Origin of the sequence: Neobacillus niacini (genome assembly GCF_046591715.1) — a bacterium.
GTDB lineage: Bacteria > Bacillota > Bacilli > Bacillales > Cytobacillaceae > Neobacillus > Neobacillus niacini_L.
Map to the genome: position 1 here is coordinate 133564 of NZ_JAWVNQ010000003.1, position 26726 is coordinate 160289.

The following is a 26726-nucleotide window of genomic DNA, read 5'->3' on the forward strand; positions in this document are numbered from 1 at the left end:
GATATTATTTTGTGAGATATTGTACAATTTAAGTGTAATCCATAAGTATGTAAACACTATGCCTGAGGAGGAATTATCATGGTAAAAGTGAATAGGGTTGTCCTGGTTGGAACTGGATTTGTTGGATCAAGCTATGCCTTTGCTTTATTAAATCAAGGAATTACAGAAGAACTAGTATTAGTTGATTTAAATGAAGCAAAGGCTGAAGGAGATGCGATGGATCTAAATCATGGTCTGCCATTTGCACCTTCACGCACCAAAATTTGGTATGGAAGTTATGCTGATTGTGATCAGGCTGACTTAGTAGTCATCACAGCCGGAGCTAACCAAAAGCCAGGTGAAACACGTCTGGACCTTGTGGAAAAGAACACAAAAATCTTTAAAGGTATTGTGGAAGAAATCATGGCTAGCGGATTTGACGGGATTTTTCTTGTAGCGACGAATCCTGTTGATATATTAACATATGCTGTCTGGAAATTTTCCGGTCTTCCGAAGGAACGTGTAATCGGCTCGGGGACAATTTTAGATACAGCACGGTTCCGCTTTTTATTGGGGCAGTATTATGATGTTGATACTCGTAATGTTCATGCCTACATCATTGGTGAGCATGGTGACACGGAACTTCCAGTATGGAGCCATGCGGATATCGCGGGTATGAAGATTTCCGAATGGACAAGTAAACATGAAACCAATCAAGAGGATCTTGACAATATATTCATAAATGTCCGTGATGCGGCTTACCATATCATTGAACGAAAAGGTGCCACGTATTATGGGATTGCAATGGGACTCGTCCGTTTAACAAAAGCAATTCTGCGAAATGAAAACTCAGTTTTAACGGTATCCGCTTATTTGGATGGTGAATATGGGCATAAAGACGTCTATATTGGTGTACCTGCAGTAGTCAACCGGAGTGGAATTAGAGAAGTTGTAGAACTTGATCTGAATAAAAAAGAAAAAGAAAAATTCACAAACTCTGTTAACGTACTAAAACAAACAATGGATCCAGTTTTAAGTAAGTACTGATATGAAAATTGGATAAAAACATATTCCTATTCACATAATATTGGTAGGAGGGATGAAAATTGTCTCGTATGTTGACATCCATATTTATGATTGGGTCCATTGGCTATTTTGTATTCCGCTTTAGGTATCGCATTATCAACCTCATGCTTAGATCAGGCTGGATGCGCCGAATAGCAGTAGGCTCATTTATGAGCTTCCCAGGCATTAAAAATAAAATGATGCAGACTGTATTTGGAGGACCAGCTGAAAGACCATCTGAATGGTGAAAACCGCAGATGGTCTTTTTTATTTTGGCTGTGTTAAAGCTAATTTATGATATTGCACCCTGTTGATTTGCGCGGAAGGCACGAAGACTCCTGCAGGAGTACGGAGCAGGGGAGACCCCACAGGCGCTTCAGCGCCGAGGAGGCTCCCCGCAACGCCTGCGGAAAGCGAAGTGCCTGGAGCGTAAATCAACAGGTCCGATTAACACAGCCTATTTTAAAAAATGGCCATCATACTCACTTATTAGTCATGCCAAGGCTCATTTTTCGTTTATAATGTAAGAAACAAGTGAAAGATGATTAAAAAATAATTATGACATGAAGTCTTAATAGAAAGTAGTGGGGGTATTGAATTTTAGAGAGGATTACGTCTTTTGGAAAATGGCCCATTTCTTTATTTCGGAACAAGGCTACCGGGTAATTCAATTATTTGAAAACCAAAAAGAATTATGGTTAGAAAAACTTGAAAATAAAAAGGCGCCAATACTGCGAGTGGTACGAATTGATTTAGACTGGAGCAGCTCGATGCAAAGAGATATAGAATTAACTGCTGCAAACGGCGAACAGATACGGAAACAATTAGGCCGTGGAGAGCTGTCGGTTGTAAATATCTATGTTAGTCAATTTCCCCCTGTGGACGATTATGAATTTCGCTTAAATAGACCATTTGTTTTTCCAGAGGGAAATAAAACCAGTGTAAGTTCCATATTGCTAGCGGGCAGCCAATATGAATCAGGATTTATTGCATTATCAGAAAAGCTTGAAAGAGAGGTCTCTTTCCCTATACAGGAAGAATATTTAGAGCAAGACGTTATATCCCAAAAGAAAGCAGCATTAGACTATGCAATTCAAATGTCTAAAAAAGAAAAAGAAATATTTTCAAATGGTAAAACACTTTTTACATATCTTTTTATGATCATCCAAGTTGCTGTTTTCCTATTGTTAGAGCTTCAAGGGGGAAGCACGAATACGTCTACTTTGATTAAATTTGGTGCCAAATTTAATCCTTATATATATGAGGGAGAATGGTGGAGATTCATTACACCTATTTTCCTTCATATCGGTTTCTTACATTTAGCAATGAATACCTTGGCATTATACTTTTTAGGCCCTGCTGTGGAAAAAATCTTTGGGAATATCCGATTTTTATTTATTTATCTTTTTGCGGGTATTTCGGGGGTTATTGCCAGTTTTATTTTTAGCCCAAATATTTCAGCCGGAGCAAGTGGAGCAATCTTCGGATGTTTTGGTGCATTGCTATATTTTGCCCTCATTTATCCAAAGCTTTTTTTCCGGACAATGGGTCCTAGTGTAATTACAGTACTAATCTTTAATTTAATATTTGGATTCACCGTATCCATTGTAGATAATGCCGGCCATTTAGGAGGTTTGGCTGGTGGTTTTCTAGCGGCAGGAATCCTTCATTTCCCTAAGAAGAAAAAGCCATTTTTACAGACACTATTTTTAATCCTATCTGTCATTATCATATATGGCTCCCTGGTATATGGGTTCCAACAATCGAAGACCAGTGGAAATGAAAGCTCTACTATGATGTTAGCACAAGAATATATTAAACAAGAGAACTATGAACAAGCATATGACGTACTAACGAAATACGCAGAGGATGCTCATAAACCATCTCCAGAGATCTACTTTGCCTTATCTTTTGTAGAAATTAAGATGAACAAACTTGAAGATGCTAAATCTCATCTGCTTAAGGTGATAGAATTAGACCCGAATTTGCCTGAGGCCTACTTTAATTTAGCTTTACTCCATTTAGAGGCAAATGACCTAAGTGAGGCTAAAAGCAATGCTGAAAAGGCGGCGGAATTAAAACCAAGCCAAAAGGAATATTCTGACTTGGTTCAGGAGCTTAATCGCCTGCTGCCATCATTTGACGAAGGAGAATAGGTTCACCTAAAGCAGTCTCTGTTAATACTAATAGATGCGTTTTGTCGGTTGCAATTAATATAAGCGGAAGGGTACTGCCTTTGGGATTTTCAAGGGCGCCTTCTGCTTTTTTTATGCCAAGGATATAATTTTTATATAAGCCCTCCCAAAGGTTTCCTACAATTGCAGAGGTTTCTTCTTTGGTGAAACCTGGTAAGGATTCCTTGGCCAGTACATTAAATTCGCTAAGGGGAAATGCTTGGTAGTTGCTTAAATTTATAGAAAAATGACGTAATCCTTTGTTCCAGCTGAGCTGCAGCATTCTTTCCATTTGCTGTTTCAACTGGTTTTTCACATTTTCGTCATCATCAGTATTAGAAAGGAAGAATGTTTGATCCGAAGACATGGCTTGAGAACTGAAGATTTGATTTTCATTTTCATGGAGCTCTGCATGGTGAAAGGTAATGGCTTCTAGTAGAACATTTTTGTCCATTCTAATTCTCTTTTCCTGCTCTATTACTGCTGTATTCTGCTTCCAGTTCCATAGTTCATCGATTAGACGGCCGTTGGCATATAATAAAGCAGCATCCTGCCTTAAGTATGCTTTCCGATCTAGAGTGGACTGTTCTTTCCATAAAATTGTATTTGCACTTTTATTTACAGTAATAGAAGTATGTGCTGTTTTAAAGCTTACCTTTGGATCAATCGGGAAATAGGTAATACTCTCCTGTACTTTTGGATTTTTATACTGATGTATCGTAAAGAAAAGAATAACAATGATGGATACTCCCAGTACTAAAACAATTTTTTTCATTGAATCCCATCCTTCCTGCCTGCTAATGAGAGAATAATATCAGTCCTAATAATGTTATATGGGAACAATTGGCTGGACATGCCTGATTCTTATTTCATTACTTAGAAAGAACATCTTGAGGGCAAAAGGGGCTTAAGGTATACTTTACATGTAATGTTTCTCATTCTTTATGTAAGAGGGCTAAATAGATGAAGTCAATTTATGATATTCAACAATTTTTAAAACAATATGGAACAATTATTTATATCGGTGATCGGATCGCTGACCTGGAATTAATGGAGTCAGAATTAAAAGATTTGTATCAAGCTCAATTAATTGAACCGAAGGAATACTCGACTGCACTGTTGCTATTAAGACATGAAATTAGATTTCTAAAAGAAAAAGAAGAAAAAGATAGGTGATTATGGTGTCGGAACAATGGATTGCTGGTGTTGACCTAGGCGGGACCACTACAAAAATAGCTTTCATTAACTTGAACGGTGAGATCCTTCATAAGTGGGAAATACCAACGGATAATTCAAATGAAGGTCAAAATATAACAAAAAATATTGCAAATGCTATCAATCAGAAATTAGCAGACTTGAATGAACAAAAGACCAAATTAATTGGAATAGGGATGGGAGCTCCTGGACCTATAGATTACGAGACTGGTGTTGTTTTGAATGTTGTTAACCTGGGGTGGAAGGATAACTTCCCGTTACAAGACAGCTTGCATTCACTAACATCTTTACCTGTTGTTATTGAAAACGATGCTAATTGTGCAGCGCTAGGTGAAATGTGGAATGGTGCCGGAAAGGGTGCCAGAGATATAGTGTGTGTGACACTTGGAACCGGTGTAGGCGGCGGAGTTATTGCTAACGGTGATATTGTTAGGGGGATTAACGGTGCCGCTGGAGAGATAGGTCATATCACTTCAATCCCTTTTGGAGGAGCGCCTTGTAACTGTGGAAAGTCTGGTTGTCTGGAAACAATTGCTTCAGCAACGGGAATTGTCCGTTTGGCAAAGGATGAGTTATTAAAAGCAGAGACACAGGGTCAATTGGCTGTAATATTTGCGGCAAATGGAAGTGTTACTGCAAAGGACGTCTTTGATAGCGCTCGGAATGGTGATGAGTTTGCTCAACAAATTATACAAGAGGTAGGCTTTCACCTGGGATTTGTTTTAGCGAATATAGCAAATACATTAAACCCGGAAATGATTGTTCTCGGTGGCGGAGTCTCCCGAGCGGGTGATATTCTATTAGACAAAGTTAATACAAACTTTTCTAACTTTGCTTTCTCAGCTGTTAAAGAATCTACAACCCTCGCGCTGGCAACCCTTGGGAATGATGCAGGTGTTATTGGCGCGGCTTGGCTGATAAAGAATAAGCTAAATCTATAAGGAACACTAATTTAAACCTGCATATCCTGCAGGTTTTTGTTTTGCTCATTTTCTCGGTTCTTTCCACATATGATTTTTATGATGGAAGGGGGGAGAAAATATGGAAGTTCGAGTCCGAGATGGTGATTCATTTTCATATTATGGAAGGTTATTTATGGTCCCGCTAGAACTCATTATTGATTCAAATGAGAAGGTGAATACTTCCAGTTTAAAAGCTGGTACAAAAATAATCATTCCAGGTTACGTTTCTGTTCCGTACACCATAAAAGAAGATGATACTTTGTGGAAAATCGGAAATGAAAACAACATACCAATTGACGGTGTGATGCTTCTTAATCAATTGAAAGACCCTAATCGGTTGATTCCAGGCGAAATCCTTTATCTGCCAGAAAGAATTTCAAAACAAAATATTAGTACAAAACTGCCATTTGGCTCAGAAATATTAATGAAGCAAATGAAAACCCTTAAGAAGTATTATCCCTTTATAAATGTTGACACAATTGGTACTAGTGTTTTAGGGAAGCCAATACAAGAAATTAGAATTGGAAAAGGGATGAAAAAGGTTCATATAAATGCCTCTTTTCACGCTAATGAATGGATTACTACAATGGTGTTAATGACCCTGGTAAATCAGTACCTAATATCATTAACAAACCGGACACCAATAAGAGGGATTAATACAATCAATTTATATAATGAAACAGAATTATCGATTGTTCCAATGGTAAATCCTGATGGTGTTGATCTAGTCCTAAATGGTCCGCCGACAAGCTGTCGTAATGATGTGATGAATATTAATGAAGGCAGCAATGAATTTGTACATTGGAAGGCGAATATAAGGGGAGTAGACTTAAACAACCAGTTCCCGGCAAATTGGGAGATTGAGCAGGAGCGGAAGGAACCTAAGGCTCCTGCACCTAGAGATTTTCCAGGCACCTCTTCATTATCCGAACCTGAAGCAATTGCGATGGCGGATTTAATGAAAAACAATCATTACGACCGAATCCTGGCCTTTCATACCCAAGGTGAAGAGTTCTATTGGGGGTATGAAGGCTTCGAACCTCCTGAATCAGAGGTCATTGCAAGGGAATTTGAACGAGTGAGTGGATACAAGGCGATACAAAATGTTGATAGTCATGCTGGATTCAAGGATTGGTATATTCAAGAGTTTAAGCGGCCGGGTTTTACAATAGAACTCGGCAGAGGTATCAATCCATTACCATTATCTCAATTTAATGATATTCTCAAAAAAGTGGAAGGGATTTTCCTTGCCTCACTTTATTTATAAATAGTACCTGAGCGACTTGTAAATTGAAATCAATGACATTAAAATAAACTATTGTGCTGGTTATTTGTAAATGAGAAAAAGTCGTACGTATGCGACTTTTTTCTTATTTTTTAAATGATTCTGTGATTATTGAAACATTTTTGTAATAAAAACGTACTAATTATTAAGGAGAAAATAGGAGGGAGGGGAAAAATGGGGTTTAGTCATAGTAAAAGTAAATTTAAATATATGTTTCAGATCATGTTTTTGCTCATTTTTGCCTCCTTTTTTAGTGCTTGTTCACAACAGCAAGATGCCAACCCCAGCCCTTCTAATGAAAATGCCAGGCATGATAGAAAACCCTCACAGCCAAGTGAAGAATGGAAACTCCCGATTGAAGTTCCTGAAGGTGAATTCTATAAAGTAGGGAGCTGGTTTTCAGACCATCAGTTACTCTATATTACCAACCTTGGGCAATCATCATCTGTATATTTTTATAATCTATTAACTGGAAAAAGTGAATTATTATATAAGAGTGAGTTCCCAATTGTTGCCTTACAGGTTAGTCCGTCAAAAAAGAATATATTAATACAAACCTCTCCTTCTACCTATGAAGGACAAGTTACCATACTATCTTCAGAGGGGACTGAATTAATGAAGAAATCAATTCCCTCATATGAATTAGCCTTTGAATGGAATCCATATAACGAGTCAGAGATACTAGTCTCGTCTTTTAAAGAAGATTGGACCTATCAAATGCTGCTGCTGAATATTGATCAACGTAATACAAAGGAATTATCAATTCCTCAACCGTTTATTAAGTGGTTAGGGAAAGATGAAGTTGCTTATTTAGCTTGGGATGAAACAAGTCCATCGCTATTTGCGCCCCTGATGTCAAAGAAATTAGAAGTTGAAGGGGAGAAGGTCCTATCCAATGATGTACTTCATTTTTCAGCTTATCCTAACACTTTATTAACGGTCACCACAAAGGATGAGGAACAATTACAGGCAGTTTATCGTTTTTTTAATAAGGAAAATGAGGAAATGTATTCATTTTCAATCCCTCATCTTACCATGTTCTCAGGCTGGTTAGTGCCTTACCATGACTATAATGAGAAAACGGGAACATTCATTACCTTAAAGCCGCTTAAAAGTACAGAAGCTGATGCCTATACAGAAGGTTTTGATCTTGTAAGTTATGATATTAATAAGGGAAGCAGCAAGATTATTTTGCAGGGTCTAGAGAATGAACCTATTCTTCTTTCACCTTCAGGGGAAGCTTTATTGTATGGAAATAGCTATGATAAAATCATTCATTTAAAAACAAAAGAAATAGCTGAGCTTGCAGCAAAATAAAAAGACTGCCATTTGGCAGTCTTTCAATTTTTCCTGATTTAGTGTGTACCAGTAGGAAAACCACTTTCAATAACAGTCATGATTGCAAACCAGCCAAAAACAGCTAATGTTGCTACTGCAAAGAATGCCCCTAAGAAATTTTTATTTTTTAGGGCAGTGAACGCACCATAAGCAGCAAGTATGGCAACTAAAGCAAAAATAATAACTACTCCCATTAATAAAGCCCCCTTTATTAGATAATACTTGGACTTAGCCCAACTCTCTAAAATAGTTATGTAAGAATATTATATACATTCGATTCTTATTTTATATTCTTTTTTATCATTTGTCGAGGGCTAAAAAAGTTAGCAATACAGCTTCCATAGTGTAAAATAATAGTAATGTAAAAATAGTTGGAGGTAATTAAACAATGAAATGGTCTCAGATTCCCCTGGGAGTTTTACAAACAAATTGTTACATCGTTGAAGGTCCTGACAAAACCTGTTTAATATTTGATCCTGGAAGTGAAGGGAAAAAGCTGATAAAGTGGTTAACCAAACGGGAGCTTAAGCCAATAGCCATTTTTTTAACTCATGCACATTTTGACCATATCGGGGCTGTTGATGTGGTAAGGGACTACTTTAATATTCCGGTATATATTCATGAAGAGGAAGAAGATTGGCTGATTGACCCTGCTTTAAATGGTTCAAAGTTTTTTCAAATGCAAGAGTTAATGAAAATGAAAAAAGCAGACTATATCTTAAAGCAGGAGGAAACTATAACACTTGGTGATTTTACGTTCTCTATCTTTGAGACTCCGGGGCATTCACCTGGAAGTGTATCCTATTACTTTGAGTCTAGTGGATTTGTTGTTTCAGGTGATGCATTGTTTAAGAGCAGTATTGGCCGAACTGACCTCCCGGGTGGGAACCATAAACAATTAATGAAGAGTATCCATGAAAAATTATTATTTTTACCTGAGGAAACGGTTGTATTATCAGGGCATGGACCTATAACTACAATTGGAGAAGAGATGGATAGTAATCCATACCTTAATGGGTTTTAAAGATTAGTTCCATAGAAAAAACCTTCTCATTGGAGAAGGTTTTTTCTGGGGGATGTCCTATTATAAATAATGGGAGGGATATAGTTAAGCTACTAAAATTACAATATAACAAAGTTAACACTATGTCAATGATGTAAACTGAAAGAAGGAAAATTATGCTTACCTATTTAAAGAGGTTAATTTCAAACTCAGAAATAAGTTTAATAACCTATGCAGAGTACATGGAGGCAGTCCTCTATCATCCTGAATTAGGATACTATATGAGACATAAACAAAAAATTGGCACCAAAGGAGATTTTATTACCACCAGTAATATTTCTGATATTTATGGGCGCATGATGGCAAAATGGTTCGCAAATGTTTGTAGTGAGAATGAACTGGAACCTATTTTTTGTGAGATTGGTGCAGGAAATGGCCGATTTGCTCATGCTTTTTTACAGGAATGGGAGGAGTCTGTCAAATCTCCTTTGCAATACATAATTGTAGAAAGCAGTCCCTATCATTTGAGTCTGCAAAATGAATTGATAAAACCCCATTTTTCGATAACCCAAATTGACACACTTGACCAATTAGAGCCTTTTGAAGGGGTTGTTTTTTCGAATGAATTATTTGATGCTATGCCTGTTCATGTAATTGAGAAAGAGAACAACCATTTGTATGAGGTCATGGTGGGAATGAAAAATGAAACCTTATATGAGGAGAAGGTTCCGTTAACGAATCCATCTATCCTTACTTTTTTGGAAGAAAGCGGCTTGGTGCTAAAGGAGAAGCAGCGGATAGAAGTACCATTGTCCATGGAAGTGTTGATCCAGAGTATTTCCAGGGTATTAAAGAGGGGACTGGTTATAACAGCAGATTATGGTTATACGAACGAGGACTGGCAGCATCCTTCAAGGCTAAAGGGCAGCTTAAGGGGCTATTATCAGCATCAAATGATTCATGATGTCTTAGAGTATCCTGGAGAAATGGATATCACGACACATATTCATTTTGATTGGTTCATACAAAAAGGTAATCAAGAAGGATTATTATTCCATTCTAAACTAAGACAGGATGAATTTTTACTGAAAGCAGGGATATTAAAGGAATTAGAAAACCACTATGACCCAAATCCATTTTCTGAGGTGAGCAAACGAAATCGTGCGATTCGGAGTTTAATTATGCCATCTGGTATTAGTTCGTTTTTTCATATCGTTATTCAGCAAAAGGGGATTAAGGGTAATCTATTTCAACAATAAAAAACACCGGAAGAGGTCCGGTGTTTTTTATGTGTTAAAATCTTCTCAATGTCCTCCACCTAGCGGCATCATAAATGTTGTCCAATAAGTGAAGCCTGCGAAGAATACGGTTAAATATGCTCCGAAAACATACATATACATACGTTCGGAAAGTTTTAGATAGCTTAACAAAACAAAGAATCCAGTTTGGGCCAAGAAAAGCATTGCAGTTTTATCCATATCACCTAGATAGAACATTACGGTAAAAATACCTGTCCAGAAACCCAAGACTCTGTACATACGATCCATATGTATCCCTCCTTTTCCCCTACGGTACCATCATGAAATATTATAAAGAAAAGGAGTTCAAAAGTAAATAAAGTTTCAAATTAGTTTGAAACAAGCGCCTGGTAAGAGCAAGTTTCACATCCTGATATAATATTTTCTTTTTCAACAAGCTCTACTGAGTCAAATAATGCTTCAAACATCCCTTTTAAGAACTCATGATGCATTGCACAAACACTTTCATGCTCCTCAGCGACTTCTTTGAACGGGCAGTTGTAAATTTGGAAGTATATTTTTGTGTGATCGCCATTCACTTCAAATTCCGGGTAGAATCCAGCTAATGTTGAAGCACTTTTTAATATGGATACCTTTTGATCAAAATCAATTTCTTCCCCAAAGGATCTTCTTGCCATCTCCTGCTCAATCACTTCAGTCCCAAAACGTTTCCCTGTTAAATAAAGAGCCTGTTTACCAGCTTCTCCTAATGTAAGCATTGTGGAAATCGCAACTTTGGATAAAAGCATATAATCCCTGAACGGGAAATGCAATTGAATAACATCATCCGATAAACGGTATAAACGACTTGGTCTTCCGCCTTTGCCTGTCTTTTTAGTTTCAGATGCTAACATGTTCACATCTTCAAGCTTAGATAAATGTAACCTGGCAACATTGGGATGAATATTAAAGTTCTCAGCCACCTCTTGTACAGTTACTTCTTGGTGGCGTTTCGTAATGTATTGATAGATGTAATACCTCGTTGGATCTGATAAAACATTTGTTATCTTTAATGTTTGTTCCATCTCTATTCACCTCGAACCCCCATAATTTAATCCAATTATAATACAGCTATTTAAACATGGGAATGAGGTTAACAATGTTAACACTATATGTTTAGAAATTGTTCACATTTGTAGACTGTACACCAGGGATACCTTATACAACCGTTATACAAAAGATATACATAATGCCTGTCAATAGTTATTTTTTAAAGGATTATGGATTGAAAGGCAAAAAAATATTTAAAAAAAAGAAAAGAATCTTGAAGGATAACCTAGAAAGTTGTCGAATAACTACAAAGACAAAATAAAAGGTGGTGTTACTCATTGTAAGTGCAATCGAAATACTAGCAAATAGAATTATTACAGATGCAGCAAGAAACCAAGCTACAGATATTCACATTGTACCCAGAAAAAAAGACACTCTCGTTCAAATCCGCTTAACGAACAAACTTATTCCCCGGTTATCCCTTCCAAAAGAAGAATGTGACAGATTAATATCACACTTTAAATTTACTGCAAATATGGATATCGGAGAACGAAGACGCCCTCAAAGCGGTGCTATTTTCTGCGAAGTAGATGGAAAAATAATGGGTCTTAGATTATCAACCCTGCCATCTAATAATCGAGAAAGTCTAGTCATTAGACTTTTGCCTCAACAAGAACAGATTCCCTTTCATCAACTTTCACTTTTTCCAGGTATGACCAGGAAATTGCTGGCTCTCCTAAAACATGCACATGGATTAATTATCTTTACAGGTCCGACCGGATCAGGTAAGACGACCACTTTATATTCCCTTTTAAATGAAACCGCACATCTTTTCCATCGAAATGTCATTACACTTGAAGACCCCATCGAAAAAAACTACGATTCTGTTTTACAAATACAAGTTAATGAAAAAGCTGGTGTAACATACGCAGCTGGCTTAAAAGCGATTCTTCGCCACGATCCCGACATTATCATGGTCGGAGAAATTCGTGACGGTGAAACTGCTAGGATTGCCGTAAGGGCTGCGTTAACGGGACATTTAGTTCTTTCGACGATGCATACGAGGGATGCAAAGGGAGCGGTTTATCGTCTCCATGAATTTGGTGTGAATTGGTTAGAAGTAGAACAAACCTTAATTGCTGTAACCGCCCAACGCCTGGTAGAGCTGACTTGTCCATATTGCCAAGGTGAGTGTTCACCTTACTGCTACTCTTATGGGAGATGGAAAAGGGCGAGTGTTTTTGAGCTCCTATCTGGAAGAAACCTAAATGCAGCAATGAAAGCAGCAAAAGGGGAAAATATTATATCTCAATATAAGACAGTCAGGGAAGTAATAAAAAAAGGGATTGCATTGGGTTATATTAAGGAATCTGAATATGACCGCTTGGTATATAATCATGAGGCGCTATAATTGGTCCGTTCATGAGCAGGCTAATTTCTTAAAACGAATAGGAGAATTATTGGCACGCGGATACCCAATTGCCGAAGCAATTGAATCCTTAATATTACATTTACCAAAGAATCGAAAGAAGGAGCTGGTTGATTGTTTATCGCTTTTAAAAAATGGGGTTTCATTCCATGAGGTTTTAAATAAACTGGGCTTTCACAAGGATTTAATTGGGTACGTTTATTTTGCTGAACAGCACGGCAGCTTTGCAGAGGCACTCTTAGAAGGAAGCTCTCTAGCATTAGTAAAGGAGAATGATAGAAAAAAACTAGTAAAACTAATACAGTATCCAGCCTTACTTATCTTTATCACTGGTTTTTTATTAGTATTTGTACAGAATTCATTGCTGCCGAAATTTACAAGTCTCTTTGAATCAATGAATCTCGAAGCTAATTTTTTCATGAAGGTACTCTATTCTTTTGACACATATCTTCCAATGGGAATAGCAATCTTCCTGCTTATATTGGCTTTAAGTTCAGCTTATTATTTTCTGGTATTTCGGAAAACCTCACTCCTTGTGCAGCGGTCTTTACTCGTACGAATTCCTTTTGCAGGAAGAATCCTCAAACTATTATTTACTCACTATTTTTCTGTCCAGCTAAGCTTTCTGTTGTCAGGGGGAATTTCTGTTTTTGAAGCCCTTTTGTTATTCGAAAAAAATGACAAACAGCCATTTTATAGCCAATTATGCATGGAAATCAAACAAAAGCTGTTAACTGGTGACAAACTGGAGTCTATCTTGGCAGCCTTCCCTTTCTTTGAGAAAGAATTTCCGATGATTATTAAACATGGCCAAGAAAATGGGAAGCTGGAGCAGGAATTACTTTTCTTTAGCCAGCACTGCGTGATGAATATGGAGGATGTGATTGAAAAAAGCTTGAAAACGATTCAGCCAATTCTCTATCTCTTTATAGGATTTCTTGTTGTATCAATGTACTTAGCAATATTATTACCAATGTTCCAGCTATTAGAAGGTATATAGGATAATTACTTTTATTAAATTGGAGGAAATAATAATGAAAAATGAAAAAGGATTTACACTCGTTGAAATGATGATTGTTATGCTGGTTATTTCGGTATTATTAATTGTAACCATTCCAAATGTGGCTAGGCATAATACAAATATTAATAATAAAGGCTGTGAGGCATATGTAAAAATGGTTCAGGCGCAAGTCCAGTCTTATATCATCGACAAGAATAAGGTACCGACAATGGCAGATCTTATTTCAGAAGAATACCTTAAAGAAGATAAAGGTTGTCCAAATGGAACGAAGAGTGTATTCATCGATTCTGAAGGCAAAGTAACGGCTGCAGTCAGAGCAACCTCTTAATGCAAAACACCCAAAACGGATTTACATTGATTGAATCTTTGATCGTTCTCTCCATCTTTTTAATCATCTCTTCAATTACTGTCTTTAGCATAAAGCCACAATACCAATCCACCACTAACAAGTCCTTTATTTCCCAATTAAAAGCAGATTTATATTATGGTCAAGCATATGCCATTGCTAATCAGACGGAAGTAAAAGTTTTATTTATTGAGAATGAGCATACGTATATCATCTCATCGGGAGCAAAACGCATTGTAGAAAGAAACCATTCAGAGAAGATTACAGTAGGTCAGGGCACTATCCCATTATATTTTAAGTTTAATCCAAATGGGAATGTTGATAGATTTGGATCACTATTTATTCGGACACCGCTAGGGGATTACCGATTGACTCTTTTGATTGGAAAGGGAAGGTTTTATGTTGTGGAAGAATGATGGGTTCTTTTTGCTTGAACTTCTATTATCATTATCTGCACTATTAATGTTGGGGCTGTTTTTTATGCCCCTGCTGATAGATCTAGGTACTCAATCTCAGCAGCTTGTGAGAGAAAAAAGAGCAAAACAGTTTTTATTTGAGGAGCTTCAAGCAAACTTAATACAGGACCGGACAAATACCCATTACACCGATACTCTTAATGGAACAGAATATGCTATATACTGGCGTCAGACCCCAGTTAATGGAAAAAAGGAGGTGTGTGTAAAAGTTGTTGAAAATACACTTCTTCCGAGTCTTGAAATCTGTGCCGAGCCCGAATGAAAAAGCTTTTACTCTTCTTGAGGTACTTTTTGCATTCTCCATTTTTTCCATGATCGTCTTTTTCATGTTTCCAGTATTTCAAATTATATTAGACGATAAAGACTCAAATGGAAGGCTGCAAAACATGGAATGGGATGTGTTTTGCAGCCAAGTAAAAAAGGAAATCCGTGCTAGTACTAAAGCGGAGGTCATTTCTGGGAGATTAGTATTAACTCTAAATAATGAAACCGTATTATATGAAAAGTATGGCAGTAATATAAGAAGGCGAGTGAATTCTACTGGACATGAAACATTTCTGCAAAATGTATCAATGGTCACTTTTACAAGAAATAATAATATCGTGAAAATTTATGTAAAAGATAGTTGGGACAAAGAATACAGTGTTGTAGTGCATTCCTATATTGAGTGGTTTCCAATACTATGAGAAAGAGTGAACGAGGATTTACATACCCATTGACTTTAGTCGTGCTCATTCTATTTCTATCAATCTTTTCCTTTCGGGTAGAACAATTGCTTTCAGAAAGGAAAATGTTTTATGAAACAACTGTCATCCTGCAGGAAGAATATTATTTCCATTCTTCGTTTAAAAAAATTGAAAAGATTATACAAACAGGTGGTGTGATACCAGTTAAGGGCTCATTCTCCTTTCAAAAAGGGAACATGGCGTATCAAGCAGATAATCCAATTGGATCTGTACAAAAAGTCAGCTTTACTCTCAAATTGAATAGTGGTGAAACAGTGACAGGACGGAGCTATTTTGATCTTGCTGCTAAAAAAATGATTAAGTGGAATGAAATTTATTAGGGATGATAATTGTTTGAAATATTAAAATATGGACATACTTTTAGGGAAGAAATAAAGGCGGGTGTGTCCATGAAAACAAATGATTATGTAAAATATATGACTCAAACTCTAGTTAAATATGCAGACCAGCCGAAGGATGAACGAAAACGGCTAAGGGAAGAGAGAAAGCAAGCCAAGGCATCATTTTGGTACCGTTGGTTTGGGATCCTTCCCTATATATTTTATATCGAAGTAAAAAATAGGAGAAAAAGGTAAAGAAGCAGAGCGAAGTCTGCTTCTTTATTTTTCTGTCTAGCGAAAGCGCCTTGACCAGGCGCTTTTGCTTTTCGGATTAAACAGCCTTATCGGTTAAATAAAACAATCCGCCATTAATAAACGATATGTTTATTTTTGGTTCATACTGTTCTTGTAAAGCTTTTTTCTCCGTTTCGTAATTTTCACTTTCCTCTTCTGCATCTTCATAAAAATGGTGCAGCAGTTGTAAATCCTTATCCCACCGCTGTCTGGCATCCTCTGCCCAAGTATGATCCTCCTGTTCGATAACTGCTCTTAGGTAGTTTTCAATCCTTGACATACCGCTTTTCGGTTTTACGAGTGGTGAAAGCGTAAAGGAATAATCGGGTATTTTCGGTGTCAGCTGAACATGCTGCAGGCGGTCATGGAAATCCTCAACCATTTGTCCGTTGATGAGCTGCAAACCAATCGATTTAAATAGATCCCGTTTTCGGTCGCATTGATACGATATTTTAACATTCATACACAACCAAGGCATTAAAGGGGTTTGCTGACTGTTATTTTGGTGATTCTCATAAAGCCTGATGTAGCTCGAAAGCTTTTTCGTTGATTGAAATATTTGATGCAGTCTTGGTGACCCAAAATGAATACTTTCTCCTTTAATATTTTCTGGCGCGATTTGTGGATTTGTAATAAGTGTAAGCTTCATTGGATTAGCAATTCCGCCTGTTTTTTCTAAATAGTGCCAATAAAAGGGTCTGTTCATTAATTCTTTATCGAGTTCAATAGTTAACTGAACAGTTAAGTAGCCAGGACCATTTTCGGTTATCTCACATTCATTCGCCTGAAAATAGCGTAAGAGAAAGTTATGAATTTCCAGCTGCTGCATGTGAATCCTCCTTCTGCATATCTTTAGCTAAATCAATCATAGATGTAAGGTTTTCCATCTTAATCCGCATTTCACCTTCCGAACAGGATTGTCCAAATATATCAATTAAGTGATCTTCAATACTTCCGAAGTCTAACTTGGTTAAGATATCGTCTAAATCACCTATAACTTTTTCAAAAAGCTCTATCTTTTCATATAAAAGCTTTAATATATGTTCTTCCACTGTGTTCTGGATGGCAAAATTATAAATCATAACGTCCTTTTCCTGGCCCAGACGATGAATCCTTCCGATTCTTTGCTCAAGTCTCATTGGATTCCAAGGTAAATCGAAATTAATAATATGATTACAGAATTGAAGGTTAATTCCCTCACCACCAGCTTCAGTCGCTATCAGTACTTGGGCATGCTTTTGAAATAGCTCTCGCATCCAGTCTTTTTTGCCGCGCTTAAAACCGCCTCGGAAAGGAACCGAAGAGATCCCATTTTGTTTTAAATACCATTGCAGGTACATTTGGGTTGCTCTGTATTCGGTGAAAATAATCACCTTATCATCAATTTTTTTAATTAACTCCAATGCCTTTTCTGCTTTGGAATTGGTTTGAACGGACTCAACTTTTGAAATGAGGTACTGAATTTGTTCCTCAAAATCCTTTGTTGGATTTTCCTTTTTTTGCAGCATATTTTTGAGTGTATAAAATACGGACTCTCTGCTGCTGCATGCTTCCCGTTGTAAGGTCATCACTGAGAAAGCGCTCGTTTGAACCCAATCACCTTCACTTTTTAAATCAGTAATGGCTTCATACAATTCTTTCTCTTCCGGTGTAAATTCAATCGGTATCGTTTCCACATGTCTTTTGGTCCACTCAATACCTGTATCGGCACGGCGGTTCCGTATCATTACCTTATTTACCAGTTCCTTTAAATGCTCATTGTCATTTAAGGAGCGGGTATCTCGTTTGTATTTTTCATAAAACTTTGTTTCACTGCCTAAATGTCCGGGTTTTAATAAGGAAACTAGATTGAAAATTTCCTCAATACGATTTTGGATCGGTGTTGCAGTAAGAAGCAGACAAAACTTCTTTTTAAGATTTTGAACAAACTCATAGTTTTTAGTCTTGTTGTTCTTTAGTTTGTGTGCCTCATCAATAATGATTAAATCATAGTCTTGTTTATAAATGATATCACGATGCGGGTCACGCTTAGCTGTATCAATGGAGGAGACTACTACATCGCATTGCTCCCATACATAGCTTTTCTTTTGTGAAACGGCAGGAATAAAAAACTTGCTATTTAATTCATAGGCCCATTGAGTTACGAGCGAAGCGGGGACGAGTATTAACACTTTCTTAACGAGTCCGCGAATCATGTATTCTTTTAAAATAAGACCGGCTTCTATTGTTTTTCCAAGCCCCACTTCATCGGCAAGAATAGCTTTTCCATTCATGTTTTCAATTACCTGCTTTGCGGTTTCGAGCTGATGCGGCAGAGGGGTTAAATTAGGCAGATGGCTTGGTGCCTGTAAGCCTTCAAAATCTGGAATAATCAGATGTTTTTCAACTCCAACAGCCAGTTTGAAAAGCTCCCAATTTCCCCAAGGACCATCATTTTCTATCCTATGTAAAAATTCATCCTGCCAAGAGGAATCAAATTCAATTTGAACTGTCATGTGTTTCAGCTCCCTTTTGCAGAAAAATTTATTGCTCAATATTATGCTTTAATGGTAGGATGGAAATAGCTTTGAAAGTTTAAAATATTGTAATAAAATAATTTTTTTCAGATGTATATTTTAGTATGACCCTAATATGAGATTATTATAATGCGGATGATGGCAAGGGGAGAGACTACTAATGTAGCGCCGAAGGAGCAAGCACAATGTGTGAATCTCTCAGGCAAAAGAACTCTTGTTGGACGCAGCTCTGGAGAGTGCTGACTTTTAGGGCAGCCACCAAAGGGGAAAGCCACGTTTAGGTAAACTTTCAGGTGCAAGGACAGAGACCTTCTTTTTCGAAAAAGGGAGGTTTCTGTCCTTTTTTGATGTATATGCACTTATGGAAATTAACAAAGGTATCAACTTATGAAAAACATCTTTGATTAAAGGGGGATTATTGATGACTAAATTAAAACGCACACCATTATTCGAAGTCTACAAGGAATATGGCGGGAAAACGATTGATTTTGGAGGCTGGGAGCTTCCTGTTCAATTCTCAAGTATTAAGGAAGAACATGAAGCAGTCCGCACAAAGGCTGGTTTATTTGATGTTTCACATATGGGGGAAATTATCGTCAAAGGAACCGACAGCTTAACCTATTTGCAGAAGATGTTAACAAACGATATTTCAAAAGTTAAAAATGGCGGAGCACAATACAATGCAATGTGCTATGAAAATGGCGGCACTGTAGATGACCTCCTTGTTTATAAAATAGAAGACAATCATTATTTACTTGTTGTAAATGCATCAAACATAGAGAAGGACTTCAAATGGCTTGAAGATCATTTAGAAGGCGATGTTTCGCTTGATAATCTTTCTGAAAAAATGGCTCAATTGGCACTTCAAGGTCCGCTTGCAGAAAAAGTACTTCAGAAGCTTGCCACAGGCAGCAATTTAAGTGAAATTGGCTTCTTTAAATTCCAGCAAGAAGTAAAAATCAATGGGAAAAATACACTGGTTTCACGAACTGGTTATACCGGTGAAGACGGCTTTGAAATTTATTGCGACGCCTCAGATGCTGTAGAGCTTTGGAAGACGATTTTAACTGCTGGAGAAGAGGAGGGCGTCGTTCCATGCGGACTGGGTTCTAGGGATACACTTCGCTTCGAAGCAACGTTAGCTCTTTATGGCCAGGAATTGTCTCCTGAAATATCACCGTTAGAAGCTGGAATTGGCTTTGCTGTTAAGTTAAACAAAGAAGGAGATTTTATTGGAAAAGAAGTACTTAAGCAGCAAAAAGAAAAAGGGGCAGCTAGAAAATTAGCAGGTATTGAAATGATTGATCGTGGTATCCCGCGTCATGGGTACCCAGTATATAAAGGTGAAGAACTAATTGGTGAGGTTACAACTGGAACTCAATCACCATCCTTGAAGAAGAATATTGGTCTTGCTCTTATTAAAAGTGAACATGCAGAACTAGATTCTGAAATTGACGTGGAAATTCGCGGAAAACGCCTAAAGGCGAAAGTGGTACCGACACCTTTTTATAAACGACAAAAGTAAACACGAGGGGAGATTAGGTTTATGAAACATCGTTATTTACCTATGACTGAAGCAGATAAAAAGGCAATGCTTGAAACAATTGGCGTTAATTCCGTTGATGAATTATTCAGCGATATCCCAGAAAAAGTAAGATTTAAAGGTGAATATAACATTAAGGCAGCAAAGTCAGAAACTGCATTGATGAAAGAGCTATTTAATATGGCTTCTCGTAATGCCGATTTAAAAAGAAATGTTTCCTTTTTAGGAGCTGGTGTTTATGACCATTACATGCCAGTTATTGTTGACCATGTAATTTCACGTTCAGAATTTTATACAGCTTATACACCATATCAGCCAGAAATCTCTCAAGGAGAGCTCCAAGCTATATTTGAATTCCAAACGATGATTTGTGAATTAACAGGCATGGATGTTGCGAACTCCTCTATGTATGATGGCGGAACGGCCCTAGCTGAAGCAGCTATGCTAAGTGCAGGACATACAAAACGCAAAAAAATCCTAGTTTCAGGTGCAGTTCATCCTGAATCAAAGGAAGTTCTAAAAACGTATGCAAAAGGCCAGTATCTGGAAGTGATTGAGGTTCCTGTAGATAACGGTGTTACCGATGTCAAAGCCCTGAAAGAATTGGCGAATGATGAGATTGCTGCTGTAATCGTTCAGTTTCCAAACTTCTTCGGCCGAATTGAACCATTAAAGGAATTGGAAGAAATCATTCATGCTCACAAATCATTGTTTGTTGTTTCAAGTAACCCTCTGTCACTTGGCGTATTAACACCTCCAGGGAAGTTTGGAGCAGATATTGTTATTGGTGATGCACAGCCGTTTGGTATCCCTGCAGCTTTTGGCGGACCACACTGCGGATACTTTGCTGTAACCACTAAATTAATGCGTAAAGTTCCAGGCCGTCTAGTCGGCCAGACAACAGATGATCAAGGCCGCCGCGGTTTTGTACTGACTCTTCAAGCACGTGAACAGCATATTCGTCGTGATAAAGCGACATCTAATATTTGTTCGAACCAAGCATTAAATGCCCTCGCAGCCTCAGTAGCGATGACAGCACTAGGTAAAAAGGGTGTTCGTGAAATTGCCGCTAGTAACCTGCAAAAGGCTCACTATGCAAAAACTGCTTTTAAAGAAGCTGGTTTTGATGTCATTCATGATGGTTACTCGTTTAACGAATTTGTTGTGAAATTAAACAAACCGGTAAAACAAATTAATCAAGAGCTTCTGCAAAAAGGAATAATTGGCGGATATGATTTAGGCCGTGATTATCCGGAGCTCGCAAATCATATGCTTGTTGCTGTTACCGAACAAAGAACGAAGGAAGAAATTGATACTTTTGTGAAAGAAGTGGGGGATTTACATGCATAACCAAGACCAGGCACTCATTTTTGAACTTAGTACACCAGGCAGAATTGGATACAGCCTCCCGGAAATGGACATTCCTGAACTAGACCTAAGCAGCCTTCTCCCAGAAGGGTATTTGCGTGAAGAAGAGCCAGAGCTGCCTGAGGTTTCTGAGCTTGATATTATGCGTCATTACACTGCTCTTTCACGGAGAAATCATGGTGTTGATTCTGGTTTTTATCCTTTAGGCTCCTGTACTATGAAATATAACCCGAAAATTAATGAAAATGTTGCTCGTTTCAATGGATTTGCACATGTTCATCCTCTTCAGGATGAGAGCTCAGTCCAAGGTGCTCTTGAGCTATTATATGACCTGCAGCAGCATTTAATTGAAATTACAGGAATGGACGAAGTGACTTTACAGCCAGCGGCAGGTGCACATGGTGAATGGACTGGATTAATGATGATTCGTGCTTTCCATGAAGCAAACGGAGATCTGAAGCGAACAAAGGTAATCGTTCCCGATTCTGCACATGGAACAAACCCAGCGTCAGCTACAGTTGCGGGTCTTGAGACAATCACAGTTAAATCAAATGAAAAGGGTCTAGTTGACCTTGATGACTTAAGAAGAGTGGTTGGAGAAGATACAGCTGCCTTAATGTTAACCAATCCGAATACCCTTGGACTATTTGAGGAAAATATTGTAGAAATGGCTGAGATTGTTCACGCTGCCGGCGGTAAACTTTATTATGACGGCGCTAACTTAAATGCGGTACTATCAAAAGCGAGACCAGGGGATATGGGATTTGATGTTGTTCACTTGAATCTTCATAAAACATTTACTGGTCCACATGGCGGCGGGGGTCCTGGTTCCGGTCCTGTAGGTGTGAAAGCAGAGCTTATTCCGTTTTTACCAAAGCCTGTCATTGCAAAACGCGGTGACGAATATGTGTTTGATTATGACCGTCCGCAATCTATTGGTCGTGTAAAGCCTTTCTACGGAAACTTTGGAATCAATGTTCGTGCTTATACCTATATTCGTTCTATGGGGCCTGACGGATTAAAGGCGGTAACAGAATATGCCGTATTAAATGCGAACTACATGATGAGAAGACTTGCTGAATATTATGATCTTCCATTTGAAAAGCATTGCAAACATGAATTTGTATTAAGTGGAAGACGCCAGAAAAAATTAGGTGTTCGGACTTTGGATATTGCAAAACGACTGCTTGATTTTGGCTACCATCCGCCAACCATCTACTTCCCATTAAATGTTGAGGAATGTATTATGATTGAGCCAACTGAAACAGAATCCAAAGAAACACTAGATTCTTTCGTCGATATCATGATTCAAATTGCAAAAGAGGCAGAAGAAAATCCAGAAATCGTCCAAGAAGCACCGCATACTACTGTGGTTGGACGAATGGACGAAGCAACAGCCGCTCGTAAACCAATTTTAAAATACCAAAAGGCTTAATTTTAGAATAAGGGTCGGATTCAGATACAGCTGAATCCGACCCTTTCTACGTTTTCATGTGATTGTGCCCGAAAATAGTGGAGAAAGGAAATATGGGAACAATTCTGGAATGATTGTTCCCTAATTCTGAGACAAGTATAAAGAAAGGTAACAATCATTAGGTTGTTTTTTAGTATTAAAAAAAAGAAGACTTCCGTATAAAGGAAGTCTTCATTGGCTTATTTTTTTGTTTTTACTTTACCGGACCACTTTTTAAATCCGCCTTGAAGCTGGGTAAGATCTTTGTACCCTTTACGGTATAAAAATTGTGCTGCTCGTGCACTGCGCAGACCATTTTGGTCATACAAGTATACAGGCAGATCTGGACGAAGTTCCTTCAAACGCGTTCTGATTTGCGACATTGGAATATTTCGAGCTCCTAAAATATGACCGCCTTCGAACTCGTTTGGTTCACGAACATCGATTAACTGTGCCTTTCTATATCCGGCACGAAATTCCTCTTCCGTTACCGTTTTAACAATCCTTTTTTGATAAAAATAGGTGAAAACGGAATAAGCTATAACAGCTACAATGATGACCAATAGAGGTATGAGTGAATTCAATTTCTTTTTGCTCCTTTCAAGCTTTGGTACACTATGTTTTATTATATAAGTCAAACGTCCAAAGATAAAGAATAAACGACAAAATTTTTCTACTTCATTATACCAAAACATCTCGTTTTGAATTCATTTCAGATTTTGGTAGACTAAACCATGAGTAAACTACATAAAGATGAGGTTTTTATATGGATAAAGAGGTATGGCGTTTTATTGATTCCGGGAATTGTTCACCATCATTTAACATGGCCTTGGATGAGGCCTTACTTGATTGGCATAGTGAGGGGAAGATTCCGCCTGTTATTAGGTTCTATGGCTGGGAGCCTGCAACTCTATCGATCGGATATTTTCAAAAGGTTGAAAAGGAGATTGACTTAGAGGCAGTAAAAACCCATGGGTTAGGTTTTGTAAGAAGGCCAACAGGCGGCCGCGGGGTTCTGCATGAGCATGAGCTTACATACAGTGTCATTGTTTCAGAGGATCATCCAGAAATGCCCAAAACGGTAACAGAGGCTTATCGAGTTATATCTGAAGGTATTTTAAAAGGATTCCACAAACTTGGATTAGAAGCATATTTTGCTGTTCCAAAAACAGACGAAGAGCGGAGTGCTTTGAGGGATCCGCGCTCAGCAGTATGTTTTGATGCACCAAGCTGGTATGAACTTGTGGTTGAAGGGCGTAAGGTCGCAGGAAGTGCACAGACACGGCAAAAGGGAGTCATCCTCCAACATGGTTCGATACTATTAGATTTAGATGAGGATAAGCTGTTCAGTTTATTTAAATATCCAAATGAGCGGGTAAAGGAACGCATGAAATCTGCTTTCAAAAACAAAGCAGTTGCTATAAATGAAATCAGTTCTAGAAGAATTTCATTGGAGGAAGCGAAAGAAGCCTTTTATAAAGGATTTGGAGAAGGGCTCAATATCGAACTTGAATCCTATCAATTAACAGAAGAAGAACTTGCTTATGTGCATAAAATTGCTAAAGAACGATATGAAAATGATGAGTGGAATTTCAAAAGATAAAACAACCAGGCGAACTCAGTTATTGGGTTCGCCTGAATTTGTATTATTGTTTTGTAACTTTTTCTATTTCCTTCACATACTTTTCATACCAGATTTTCCATTCCTCTTTGCGTTCGATAGTCCCACCATCTAGTAAGGCTTCAATGACATCTATGCAGACATGCCAGCCTGCAAGGTCTCTTGGAGTATGGTCTGTTATTGTATGTATTTTTTCAATTAACTTTAGTAAACAGCCCCCAGATTCCTCTGACAATTCGAACCTGACTGTATCTTTCCACCAGGAGAATTCCAAAACAGCATTTAAGTTTAAATCTAGGATAGTAAGCTCATCAAAGGTACCATCCCCCATGTCAAACTTTATTACCCCGCCTTTACGAAGCTCGTCTACTCGAAGCTCAGAAAACCATTGAGGCAGTTTCTCATTATCGGTTAAATAAGACCATACCTCCTCAACAGGATGTTTAAGATGGCGTTCATATGTGGCAGTATAGCGGTTTTCAACTTTCTCAATATGTGCTATCATCTATTTTTCCTCCTTTTCATGTCATATTTATTAAGTATACCTTTTTTAATATTCTTGATAATCGTACTTTCTCCTTTATTAACAGGAATTTTTCTGCATATAGAAATCGCAACCTGCGAAATTTGTTAAATTTTCCTGTTTTATGCCGAAAATTAAAAGATATCTAGTCAATTCTCTTGTTTATAGTTGATTTTGAGTTTGACAAAGTTTATATTTTTTGCCTCCAACACAATATGTAGTGGTGTCGAAAATATTTTCGGTACTATATATTGATTTGTTGTATCTACCTATGGTAACTTATTTATATCAAGTCAGCTAGATATAGCATAACTTACTAGAATCACATACAAGATATAGAATTTTTGAAGGAGTTGTTCTCATGTCTGTAGTTTTTAGACAAGAAATGAATATTGATTTTGAAAGGTTGAATGAGGATATCCACTTATTCCCCCAAGTGCACCCGGTTACCCCAGATATGAAAATAACTCATAAGGGTGTTTCACGATTGGTCATGTTGGACCGGTACACCTTCAAAGACACTGCAAAAATCACCCTAACGAATGGCGACTTTGTTGTTCTCACGATAAAAGAAGATCCAAAATTCCCAGCACGCGGTCTTGGATACATCATGGAGATTGATTGGGAGAGTAAAAAAGCAAAGGTACTAGTGGAAGAGGAATTTAGAGGTGTTCTAGATGACCCAGTAGAAAGTGAAACAGGAGCGATTTGGCGATCTTTAGATGTAATTGAAAAGCCATTGGAACTGTTTTATGAACAAATTGCTAAGCGAAATGCAACTGGGCTTGCATCTGTTGAGGAAACGGAAGAGAAGCGAATTGAGTGGTTTGAGAAGTTTTACAATGAGCTTGTTTCGATGAATTTCATTCCAGCAGGCCGGGTTCTTTATGGAGCAGGAGCAGAAACAGACGTAACATTTTTTAACTGCTATGTAATGCCGTTTGTTCCGGATTCTCGTGAAGGGATCTCAGATCACCGTAAACAGGTAATGGAAATCATGAGCCGAGGCGGCGGTGTTGGAACGAATGGATCAACATTACGCCCTAGAAACACCTTGGCAAGAGGCGTAAATGGTAAATCATCTGGTTCGGTATCGTGGTTAGATGATATTGCGAAATTGACACATCTCGTAGAACAAGGTGGATCCCGTTAACTAACTCCAACGGCGGGATTAAAATCTCGTGAATTGCTGGAACACCCTTAGAGCCATATCAACCACAACGTGACTGGCAACGGTGAGCGTGAAGGTCTGAAAATGATAAGGATTGGGCAATCAGCAGCGAAGCGTCTTTGGAAACGAAGATGAACGTTCAACGACTATTGAAATTTCCTAAGGGTTAACTATGGAAAGAGTAAACCGGGTTTCCGGAGACGGATGTTCGGGGCGCGAGACAAGGGTATTTTCCTTGATGATATAGTTCTGATCTCATGTGAAAGCATGAGAGCTAGGCAGAAATGACCTAGCCACTCAAGCAATTTGAGTGTAACAAAAAAGCGTGGAGCACAAATGATTATGTTGGCGGATTAATTGAAGGTGCACTAGTCCGCGTCATTCAGAAAATGAATGACTAGAAAATCGGGTGAATTGCAGGAAAATCCTTAGAGACTTGCAAGCTACAACGTGACTGGAAATGGTGAGCGTGAATGCTTTAAAAATTGCAAGTATTGGACAATCTGCAGCCAAGCGTCATAGGGCAAAGGTTATGGCGAAGGTTCAACGACTAGAGAGTGAGTCCCAACAATAAACTCTCATAAGCGCCC

29 protein-coding genes, 1 pseudogene and 2 riboswitches are annotated in these 26726 nt (G+C 38.0%); of the genes and pseudogenes, 22 read left to right on the forward strand and 8 right to left on the reverse strand.

What is annotated here, in order from left to right:
- Window positions 1-75 precede the first annotated feature (75 nt).
- The 3 genes from SFC47_RS10475 to SFC47_RS10485 all read left to right on the forward strand — a co-directional run bounded on the left by SFC47_RS10475 (window position 76) and on the right by SFC47_RS10485 (window position 3200).
- Entirely contained in the window at window positions 76-1026 is a 951-nt protein-coding gene (locus SFC47_RS10475; protein ID WP_411254560.1) for an L-lactate dehydrogenase, read from the forward strand.
- Between the two features lie 68 nt (window positions 1027-1094).
- Window positions 1095-1292 (forward strand): hypothetical protein, encoded by a 198-nt coding sequence (locus SFC47_RS10480; RefSeq protein WP_411254561.1) that lies wholly within the window; start codon window positions 1095-1097, stop codon window positions 1290-1292.
- Window positions 1293-1628: 336 nt separating this feature from the next.
- Window positions 1629-3200 (forward strand): rhomboid family intramembrane serine protease, encoded by a 1572-nt coding sequence (locus SFC47_RS10485; protein WP_411254226.1) that lies wholly within the window; start codon window positions 1629-1631, stop codon window positions 3198-3200.
- On the opposite strand, the gene SFC47_RS10490 is transcribed toward SFC47_RS10485, so the two are convergent.
- Window positions 3163-3993 carry a hypothetical protein gene (locus SFC47_RS10490; RefSeq protein WP_411254227.1) on the reverse strand — a complete coding sequence of 277 codons (831 nt, stop codon included), beginning with the start codon at window positions 3991-3993 and terminating at the stop codon, window positions 3163-3165. The two genes, SFC47_RS10485 and SFC47_RS10490, sit on opposite strands and share 38 nt — an antisense overlap.
- 188 nt (window positions 3994-4181) lie before the next feature.
- Between SFC47_RS10490 and SFC47_RS10495 the strand changes: the two genes are divergently transcribed.
- The 4 genes from SFC47_RS10495 to SFC47_RS10510 all read left to right on the forward strand — a co-directional run bounded on the left by SFC47_RS10495 (window position 4182) and on the right by SFC47_RS10510 (window position 7997).
- On the forward strand, window positions 4182-4394 hold the full coding sequence (locus SFC47_RS10495; protein ID WP_411254228.1) for a YqgQ family protein: 213 nt from the start codon (window positions 4182-4184) through the stop codon (window positions 4392-4394).
- Between the two features lie 2 nt (window positions 4395-4396).
- Window positions 4397-5374, forward strand: coding sequence for an ROK family glucokinase (locus tag SFC47_RS10500; protein WP_411254562.1), 978 nt, complete (start codon window positions 4397-4399; stop codon window positions 5372-5374).
- 100 nt (window positions 5375-5474) lie between these two features.
- Window positions 5475-6662, forward strand: a complete 1188-nt coding sequence (locus tag SFC47_RS10505) for a M14 family metallopeptidase (RefSeq protein WP_411254229.1) — start codon at window positions 5475-5477, stop codon at window positions 6660-6662.
- Window positions 6663-6854: 192 nt separating this feature from the next.
- Window positions 6855-7997 carry a YqgU-like beta propeller domain-containing protein gene (locus SFC47_RS10510; RefSeq protein WP_411254230.1) on the forward strand — a complete coding sequence of 381 codons (1143 nt, stop codon included), beginning with the start codon at window positions 6855-6857 and terminating at the stop codon, window positions 7995-7997.
- 38 nt (window positions 7998-8035) lie between these two features.
- On the opposite strand, the gene SFC47_RS10515 is transcribed toward SFC47_RS10510, so the two are convergent.
- Window positions 8036-8212 carry a DUF2759 domain-containing protein gene (locus SFC47_RS10515; RefSeq protein ID WP_411254231.1) on the reverse strand — a complete coding sequence of 59 codons (177 nt, stop codon included), beginning with the start codon at window positions 8210-8212 and terminating at the stop codon, window positions 8036-8038.
- A gap of 194 nt (window positions 8213-8406) precedes the next feature.
- Between SFC47_RS10515 and SFC47_RS10520 the strand changes: the two genes are divergently transcribed.
- Together SFC47_RS10520 and SFC47_RS10525 are read left to right on the forward strand one after the other, a co-directional pair.
- Entirely contained in the window at window positions 8407-9042 is a 636-nt protein-coding gene (locus tag SFC47_RS10520; RefSeq protein WP_411254232.1) for an MBL fold metallo-hydrolase, read from the forward strand.
- Window positions 9043-9197: 155 nt separating this feature from the next.
- Window positions 9198-10280 carry a class I SAM-dependent methyltransferase gene (locus SFC47_RS10525; protein WP_411254233.1) on the forward strand — a complete coding sequence of 361 codons (1083 nt, stop codon included), beginning with the start codon at window positions 9198-9200 and terminating at the stop codon, window positions 10278-10280.
- A gap of 45 nt (window positions 10281-10325) precedes the next feature.
- Here the strand turns inward: SFC47_RS10525 and SFC47_RS10530 are convergent, their stop codons facing one another.
- Window positions 10326-10568 carry a DUF2626 domain-containing protein gene (locus tag SFC47_RS10530; protein ID WP_411254234.1) on the reverse strand — a complete coding sequence of 81 codons (243 nt, stop codon included), beginning with the start codon at window positions 10566-10568 and terminating at the stop codon, window positions 10326-10328.
- An 80-nt stretch (window positions 10569-10648) separates the two neighbouring features.
- Window positions 10649-11344, reverse strand: coding sequence for a helix-turn-helix transcriptional regulator (locus SFC47_RS10535; RefSeq protein WP_411254235.1), 696 nt, complete (start codon window positions 11342-11344; stop codon window positions 10649-10651).
- A gap of 293 nt (window positions 11345-11637) precedes the next feature.
- Here SFC47_RS10535 and comGA point away from each other — a divergent pair, with 293 nt between their 5' ends.
- The 8 genes from comGA (at window position 11638) to SFC47_RS10575 (ending at window position 15902) form a co-directional block, all read left to right on the forward strand.
- Complete coding sequence (gene comGA / locus SFC47_RS10540; protein WP_411254236.1) at window positions 11638-12720, forward strand: competence type IV pilus ATPase ComGA; 1083 nt, start codon at window positions 11638-11640, stop codon at window positions 12718-12720.
- Complete coding sequence (gene comGB / locus SFC47_RS10545) at window positions 12686-13738, forward strand: competence type IV pilus assembly protein ComGB (RefSeq protein WP_411254237.1); 1053 nt, start codon at window positions 12686-12688, stop codon at window positions 13736-13738. The genes comGA and comGB overlap by 35 nt, the downstream gene beginning before the upstream one ends.
- Before the next feature lie 34 nt (window positions 13739-13772).
- Entirely contained in the window at window positions 13773-14087 is a 315-nt protein-coding gene (gene comGC / locus SFC47_RS10550) for a competence type IV pilus major pilin ComGC (RefSeq protein WP_411254238.1), read from the forward strand.
- Entirely contained in the window at window positions 14087-14521 is a 435-nt protein-coding gene (gene comGD, locus SFC47_RS10555) for a competence type IV pilus minor pilin ComGD (RefSeq protein WP_411254239.1), read from the forward strand. The genes comGC and comGD overlap by 1 nt, the downstream gene beginning before the upstream one ends.
- Window positions 14505-14843 carry a hypothetical protein gene (locus tag SFC47_RS10560; RefSeq protein ID WP_411254240.1) on the forward strand — a complete coding sequence of 113 codons (339 nt, stop codon included), beginning with the start codon at window positions 14505-14507 and terminating at the stop codon, window positions 14841-14843. The genes comGD and SFC47_RS10560 overlap by 17 nt, the downstream gene beginning before the upstream one ends.
- The gene (gene comGF / locus SFC47_RS10565; RefSeq protein ID WP_411254241.1) at window positions 14791-15267 is read left to right on the forward strand and encodes a competence type IV pilus minor pilin ComGF; all 477 of its coding nucleotides are present in this window, start codon (window positions 14791-14793) and stop codon (window positions 15265-15267) included. The genes SFC47_RS10560 and comGF overlap by 53 nt, the downstream gene beginning before the upstream one ends.
- Window positions 15264-15647, forward strand: a complete 384-nt coding sequence (gene comGG / locus SFC47_RS10570; RefSeq protein WP_411254242.1) for a competence type IV pilus minor pilin ComGG — start codon at window positions 15264-15266, stop codon at window positions 15645-15647. Before comGF ends, comGG begins: the two co-directional genes overlap by 4 nt.
- 69 nt (window positions 15648-15716) lie before the next feature.
- A complete protein-coding gene (locus SFC47_RS10575; protein ID WP_179157113.1) occupies window positions 15717-15902 on the forward strand; it encodes a YqzE family protein in 186 nt (61 codons plus the stop codon).
- A 76-nt stretch (window positions 15903-15978) separates the two neighbouring features.
- On the opposite strand, the gene SFC47_RS10580 is transcribed toward SFC47_RS10575, so the two are convergent.
- On the reverse strand, window positions 15979-16770 hold the full coding sequence (locus tag SFC47_RS10580; RefSeq protein WP_411254243.1) for a YqhG family protein: 792 nt from the start codon (window positions 16768-16770) through the stop codon (window positions 15979-15981).
- Window positions 16748-18436: a DEAD/DEAH box helicase gene (locus SFC47_RS10585; protein ID WP_411254244.1), complete on the reverse strand. Its 1689-nt coding sequence runs from the start codon at window positions 18434-18436 to the stop codon at window positions 16748-16750. The genes SFC47_RS10580 and SFC47_RS10585 overlap by 23 nt, the downstream gene beginning before the upstream one ends.
- Before the next feature lie 156 nt (window positions 18437-18592).
- Window positions 18593-18681, forward strand: a riboswitch (glycine riboswitch).
- A 3-nt stretch (window positions 18682-18684) separates the two neighbouring features.
- Window positions 18685-18764: riboswitch (glycine riboswitch) on the forward strand.
- 114 nt (window positions 18765-18878) lie between these two features.
- Between SFC47_RS10585 and gcvT the strand changes: the two genes are divergently transcribed.
- The 3 genes from gcvT to gcvPB are packed head-to-tail and all read left to right on the forward strand — an operon-like array spanning window position 18879 to window position 22803.
- Entirely contained in the window at window positions 18879-19982 is a 1104-nt protein-coding gene (gcvT, locus tag SFC47_RS10590) for a glycine cleavage system aminomethyltransferase GcvT (protein WP_411254245.1), read from the forward strand.
- Window positions 19983-20003: 21 nt separating this feature from the next.
- Window positions 20004-21350 (forward strand): aminomethyl-transferring glycine dehydrogenase subunit GcvPA, encoded by a 1347-nt coding sequence (gene gcvPA, locus SFC47_RS10595; RefSeq protein ID WP_411254246.1) that lies wholly within the window; start codon window positions 20004-20006, stop codon window positions 21348-21350.
- On the forward strand, window positions 21343-22803 hold the full coding sequence (gene gcvPB, locus SFC47_RS10600; RefSeq protein WP_411254247.1) for an aminomethyl-transferring glycine dehydrogenase subunit GcvPB: 1461 nt from the start codon (window positions 21343-21345) through the stop codon (window positions 22801-22803). The genes gcvPA and gcvPB overlap by 8 nt, the downstream gene beginning before the upstream one ends.
- Window positions 22804-23021: 218 nt before the next feature.
- Here the strand turns inward: gcvPB and SFC47_RS10605 are convergent, their stop codons facing one another.
- Window positions 23022-23405: a rhodanese-like domain-containing protein gene (locus SFC47_RS10605; RefSeq protein WP_411254248.1), complete on the reverse strand. Its 384-nt coding sequence runs from the start codon at window positions 23403-23405 to the stop codon at window positions 23022-23024.
- Between the two features lie 182 nt (window positions 23406-23587).
- Between SFC47_RS10605 and SFC47_RS10610 the strand changes: the two genes are divergently transcribed.
- The gene (locus SFC47_RS10610; RefSeq protein WP_411254249.1) at window positions 23588-24424 is read left to right on the forward strand and encodes a lipoate--protein ligase family protein; all 837 of its coding nucleotides are present in this window, start codon (window positions 23588-23590) and stop codon (window positions 24422-24424) included.
- A 43-nt stretch (window positions 24425-24467) separates the two neighbouring features.
- Here SFC47_RS10610 and SFC47_RS10615 read toward each other — a convergent pair whose 3' ends face one another.
- A complete protein-coding gene (locus SFC47_RS10615; RefSeq protein ID WP_411254250.1) occupies window positions 24468-24947 on the reverse strand; it encodes an SRPBCC family protein in 480 nt (159 codons plus the stop codon).
- A 379-nt stretch (window positions 24948-25326) separates the two neighbouring features.
- Here SFC47_RS10615 and SFC47_RS10620 point away from each other — a divergent pair.
- Window positions 25327-26115, forward strand: a pseudogene (locus tag SFC47_RS10620) (ribonucleotide reductase N-terminal alpha domain-containing protein); the annotation flags it as partial.
- Between the last annotated feature and the right edge of the window lie 611 nt (window positions 26116-26726).

Coding starts and splice junctions, on each gene's coding strand:
- SFC47_RS10615 (WP_411254250.1), bottom strand. CDS start 24,947: ATGATAGCACATATTGAGAAAGTTGAAAACCGCTATACTGCCACATAT.
- SFC47_RS10510 (WP_411254230.1), top strand. CDS start 6,855: ATGGGGTTTAGTCATAGTAAAAGTAAATTTAAATATATGTTTCAGATC.
- SFC47_RS10610 (WP_411254249.1), top strand. CDS start 23,588: ATGGATAAAGAGGTATGGCGTTTTATTGATTCCGGGAATTGTTCACCA.
- SFC47_RS10515 (WP_411254231.1), bottom strand. CDS start 8,212: ATGGGAGTAGTTATTATTTTTGCTTTAGTTGCCATACTTGCTGCTTAT.
- SFC47_RS10480 (WP_411254561.1), top strand. CDS start 1,095: ATGTTGACATCCATATTTATGATTGGGTCCATTGGCTATTTTGTATTC.
- comGG (WP_411254242.1), top strand. CDS start 15,264: ATGAGAAAGAGTGAACGAGGATTTACATACCCATTGACTTTAGTCGTG.
- SFC47_RS10560 (WP_411254240.1), top strand. CDS start 14,505: ATGTTGTGGAAGAATGATGGGTTCTTTTTGCTTGAACTTCTATTATCA.
- SFC47_RS10520 (WP_411254232.1), top strand. CDS start 8,407: ATGAAATGGTCTCAGATTCCCCTGGGAGTTTTACAAACAAATTGTTAC.
- SFC47_RS10505 (WP_411254229.1), top strand. CDS start 5,475: ATGGAAGTTCGAGTCCGAGATGGTGATTCATTTTCATATTATGGAAGG.
- SFC47_RS10585 (WP_411254244.1), bottom strand. CDS start 18,436: ATGACAGTTCAAATTGAATTTGATTCCTCTTGGCAGGATGAATTTTTA.
- gcvT (WP_411254245.1), top strand. CDS start 18,879: ATGACTAAATTAAAACGCACACCATTATTCGAAGTCTACAAGGAATAT.
- SFC47_RS10525 (WP_411254233.1), top strand. CDS start 9,198: ATGCTTACCTATTTAAAGAGGTTAATTTCAAACTCAGAAATAAGTTTA.
- gcvPB (WP_411254247.1), top strand. CDS start 21,343: ATGCATAACCAAGACCAGGCACTCATTTTTGAACTTAGTACACCAGGC.
- comGC (WP_411254238.1), top strand. CDS start 13,773: ATGAAAAATGAAAAAGGATTTACACTCGTTGAAATGATGATTGTTATG.
- SFC47_RS10500 (WP_411254562.1), top strand. CDS start 4,397: ATGGTGTCGGAACAATGGATTGCTGGTGTTGACCTAGGCGGGACCACT.
- SFC47_RS10580 (WP_411254243.1), bottom strand. CDS start 16,770: ATGCAGCAGCTGGAAATTCATAACTTTCTCTTACGCTATTTTCAGGCG.
- SFC47_RS10530 (WP_411254234.1), bottom strand. CDS start 10,568: ATGGATCGTATGTACAGAGTCTTGGGTTTCTGGACAGGTATTTTTACC.
- gcvPA (WP_411254246.1), top strand. CDS start 20,004: ATGAAACATCGTTATTTACCTATGACTGAAGCAGATAAAAAGGCAATG.
- SFC47_RS10495 (WP_411254228.1), top strand. CDS start 4,182: ATGAAGTCAATTTATGATATTCAACAATTTTTAAAACAATATGGAACA.
- SFC47_RS10575 (WP_179157113.1), top strand. CDS start 15,717: ATGAAAACAAATGATTATGTAAAATATATGACTCAAACTCTAGTTAAA.
- SFC47_RS10535 (WP_411254235.1), bottom strand. CDS start 11,344: ATGGAACAAACATTAAAGATAACAAATGTTTTATCAGATCCAACGAGG.
- comGD (WP_411254239.1), top strand. CDS start 14,087: ATGCAAAACACCCAAAACGGATTTACATTGATTGAATCTTTGATCGTT.
- comGB (WP_411254237.1), top strand. CDS start 12,686: ATGACCGCTTGGTATATAATCATGAGGCGCTATAATTGGTCCGTTCAT.
- SFC47_RS10490 (WP_411254227.1), bottom strand. CDS start 3,993: ATGAAAAAAATTGTTTTAGTACTGGGAGTATCCATCATTGTTATTCTT.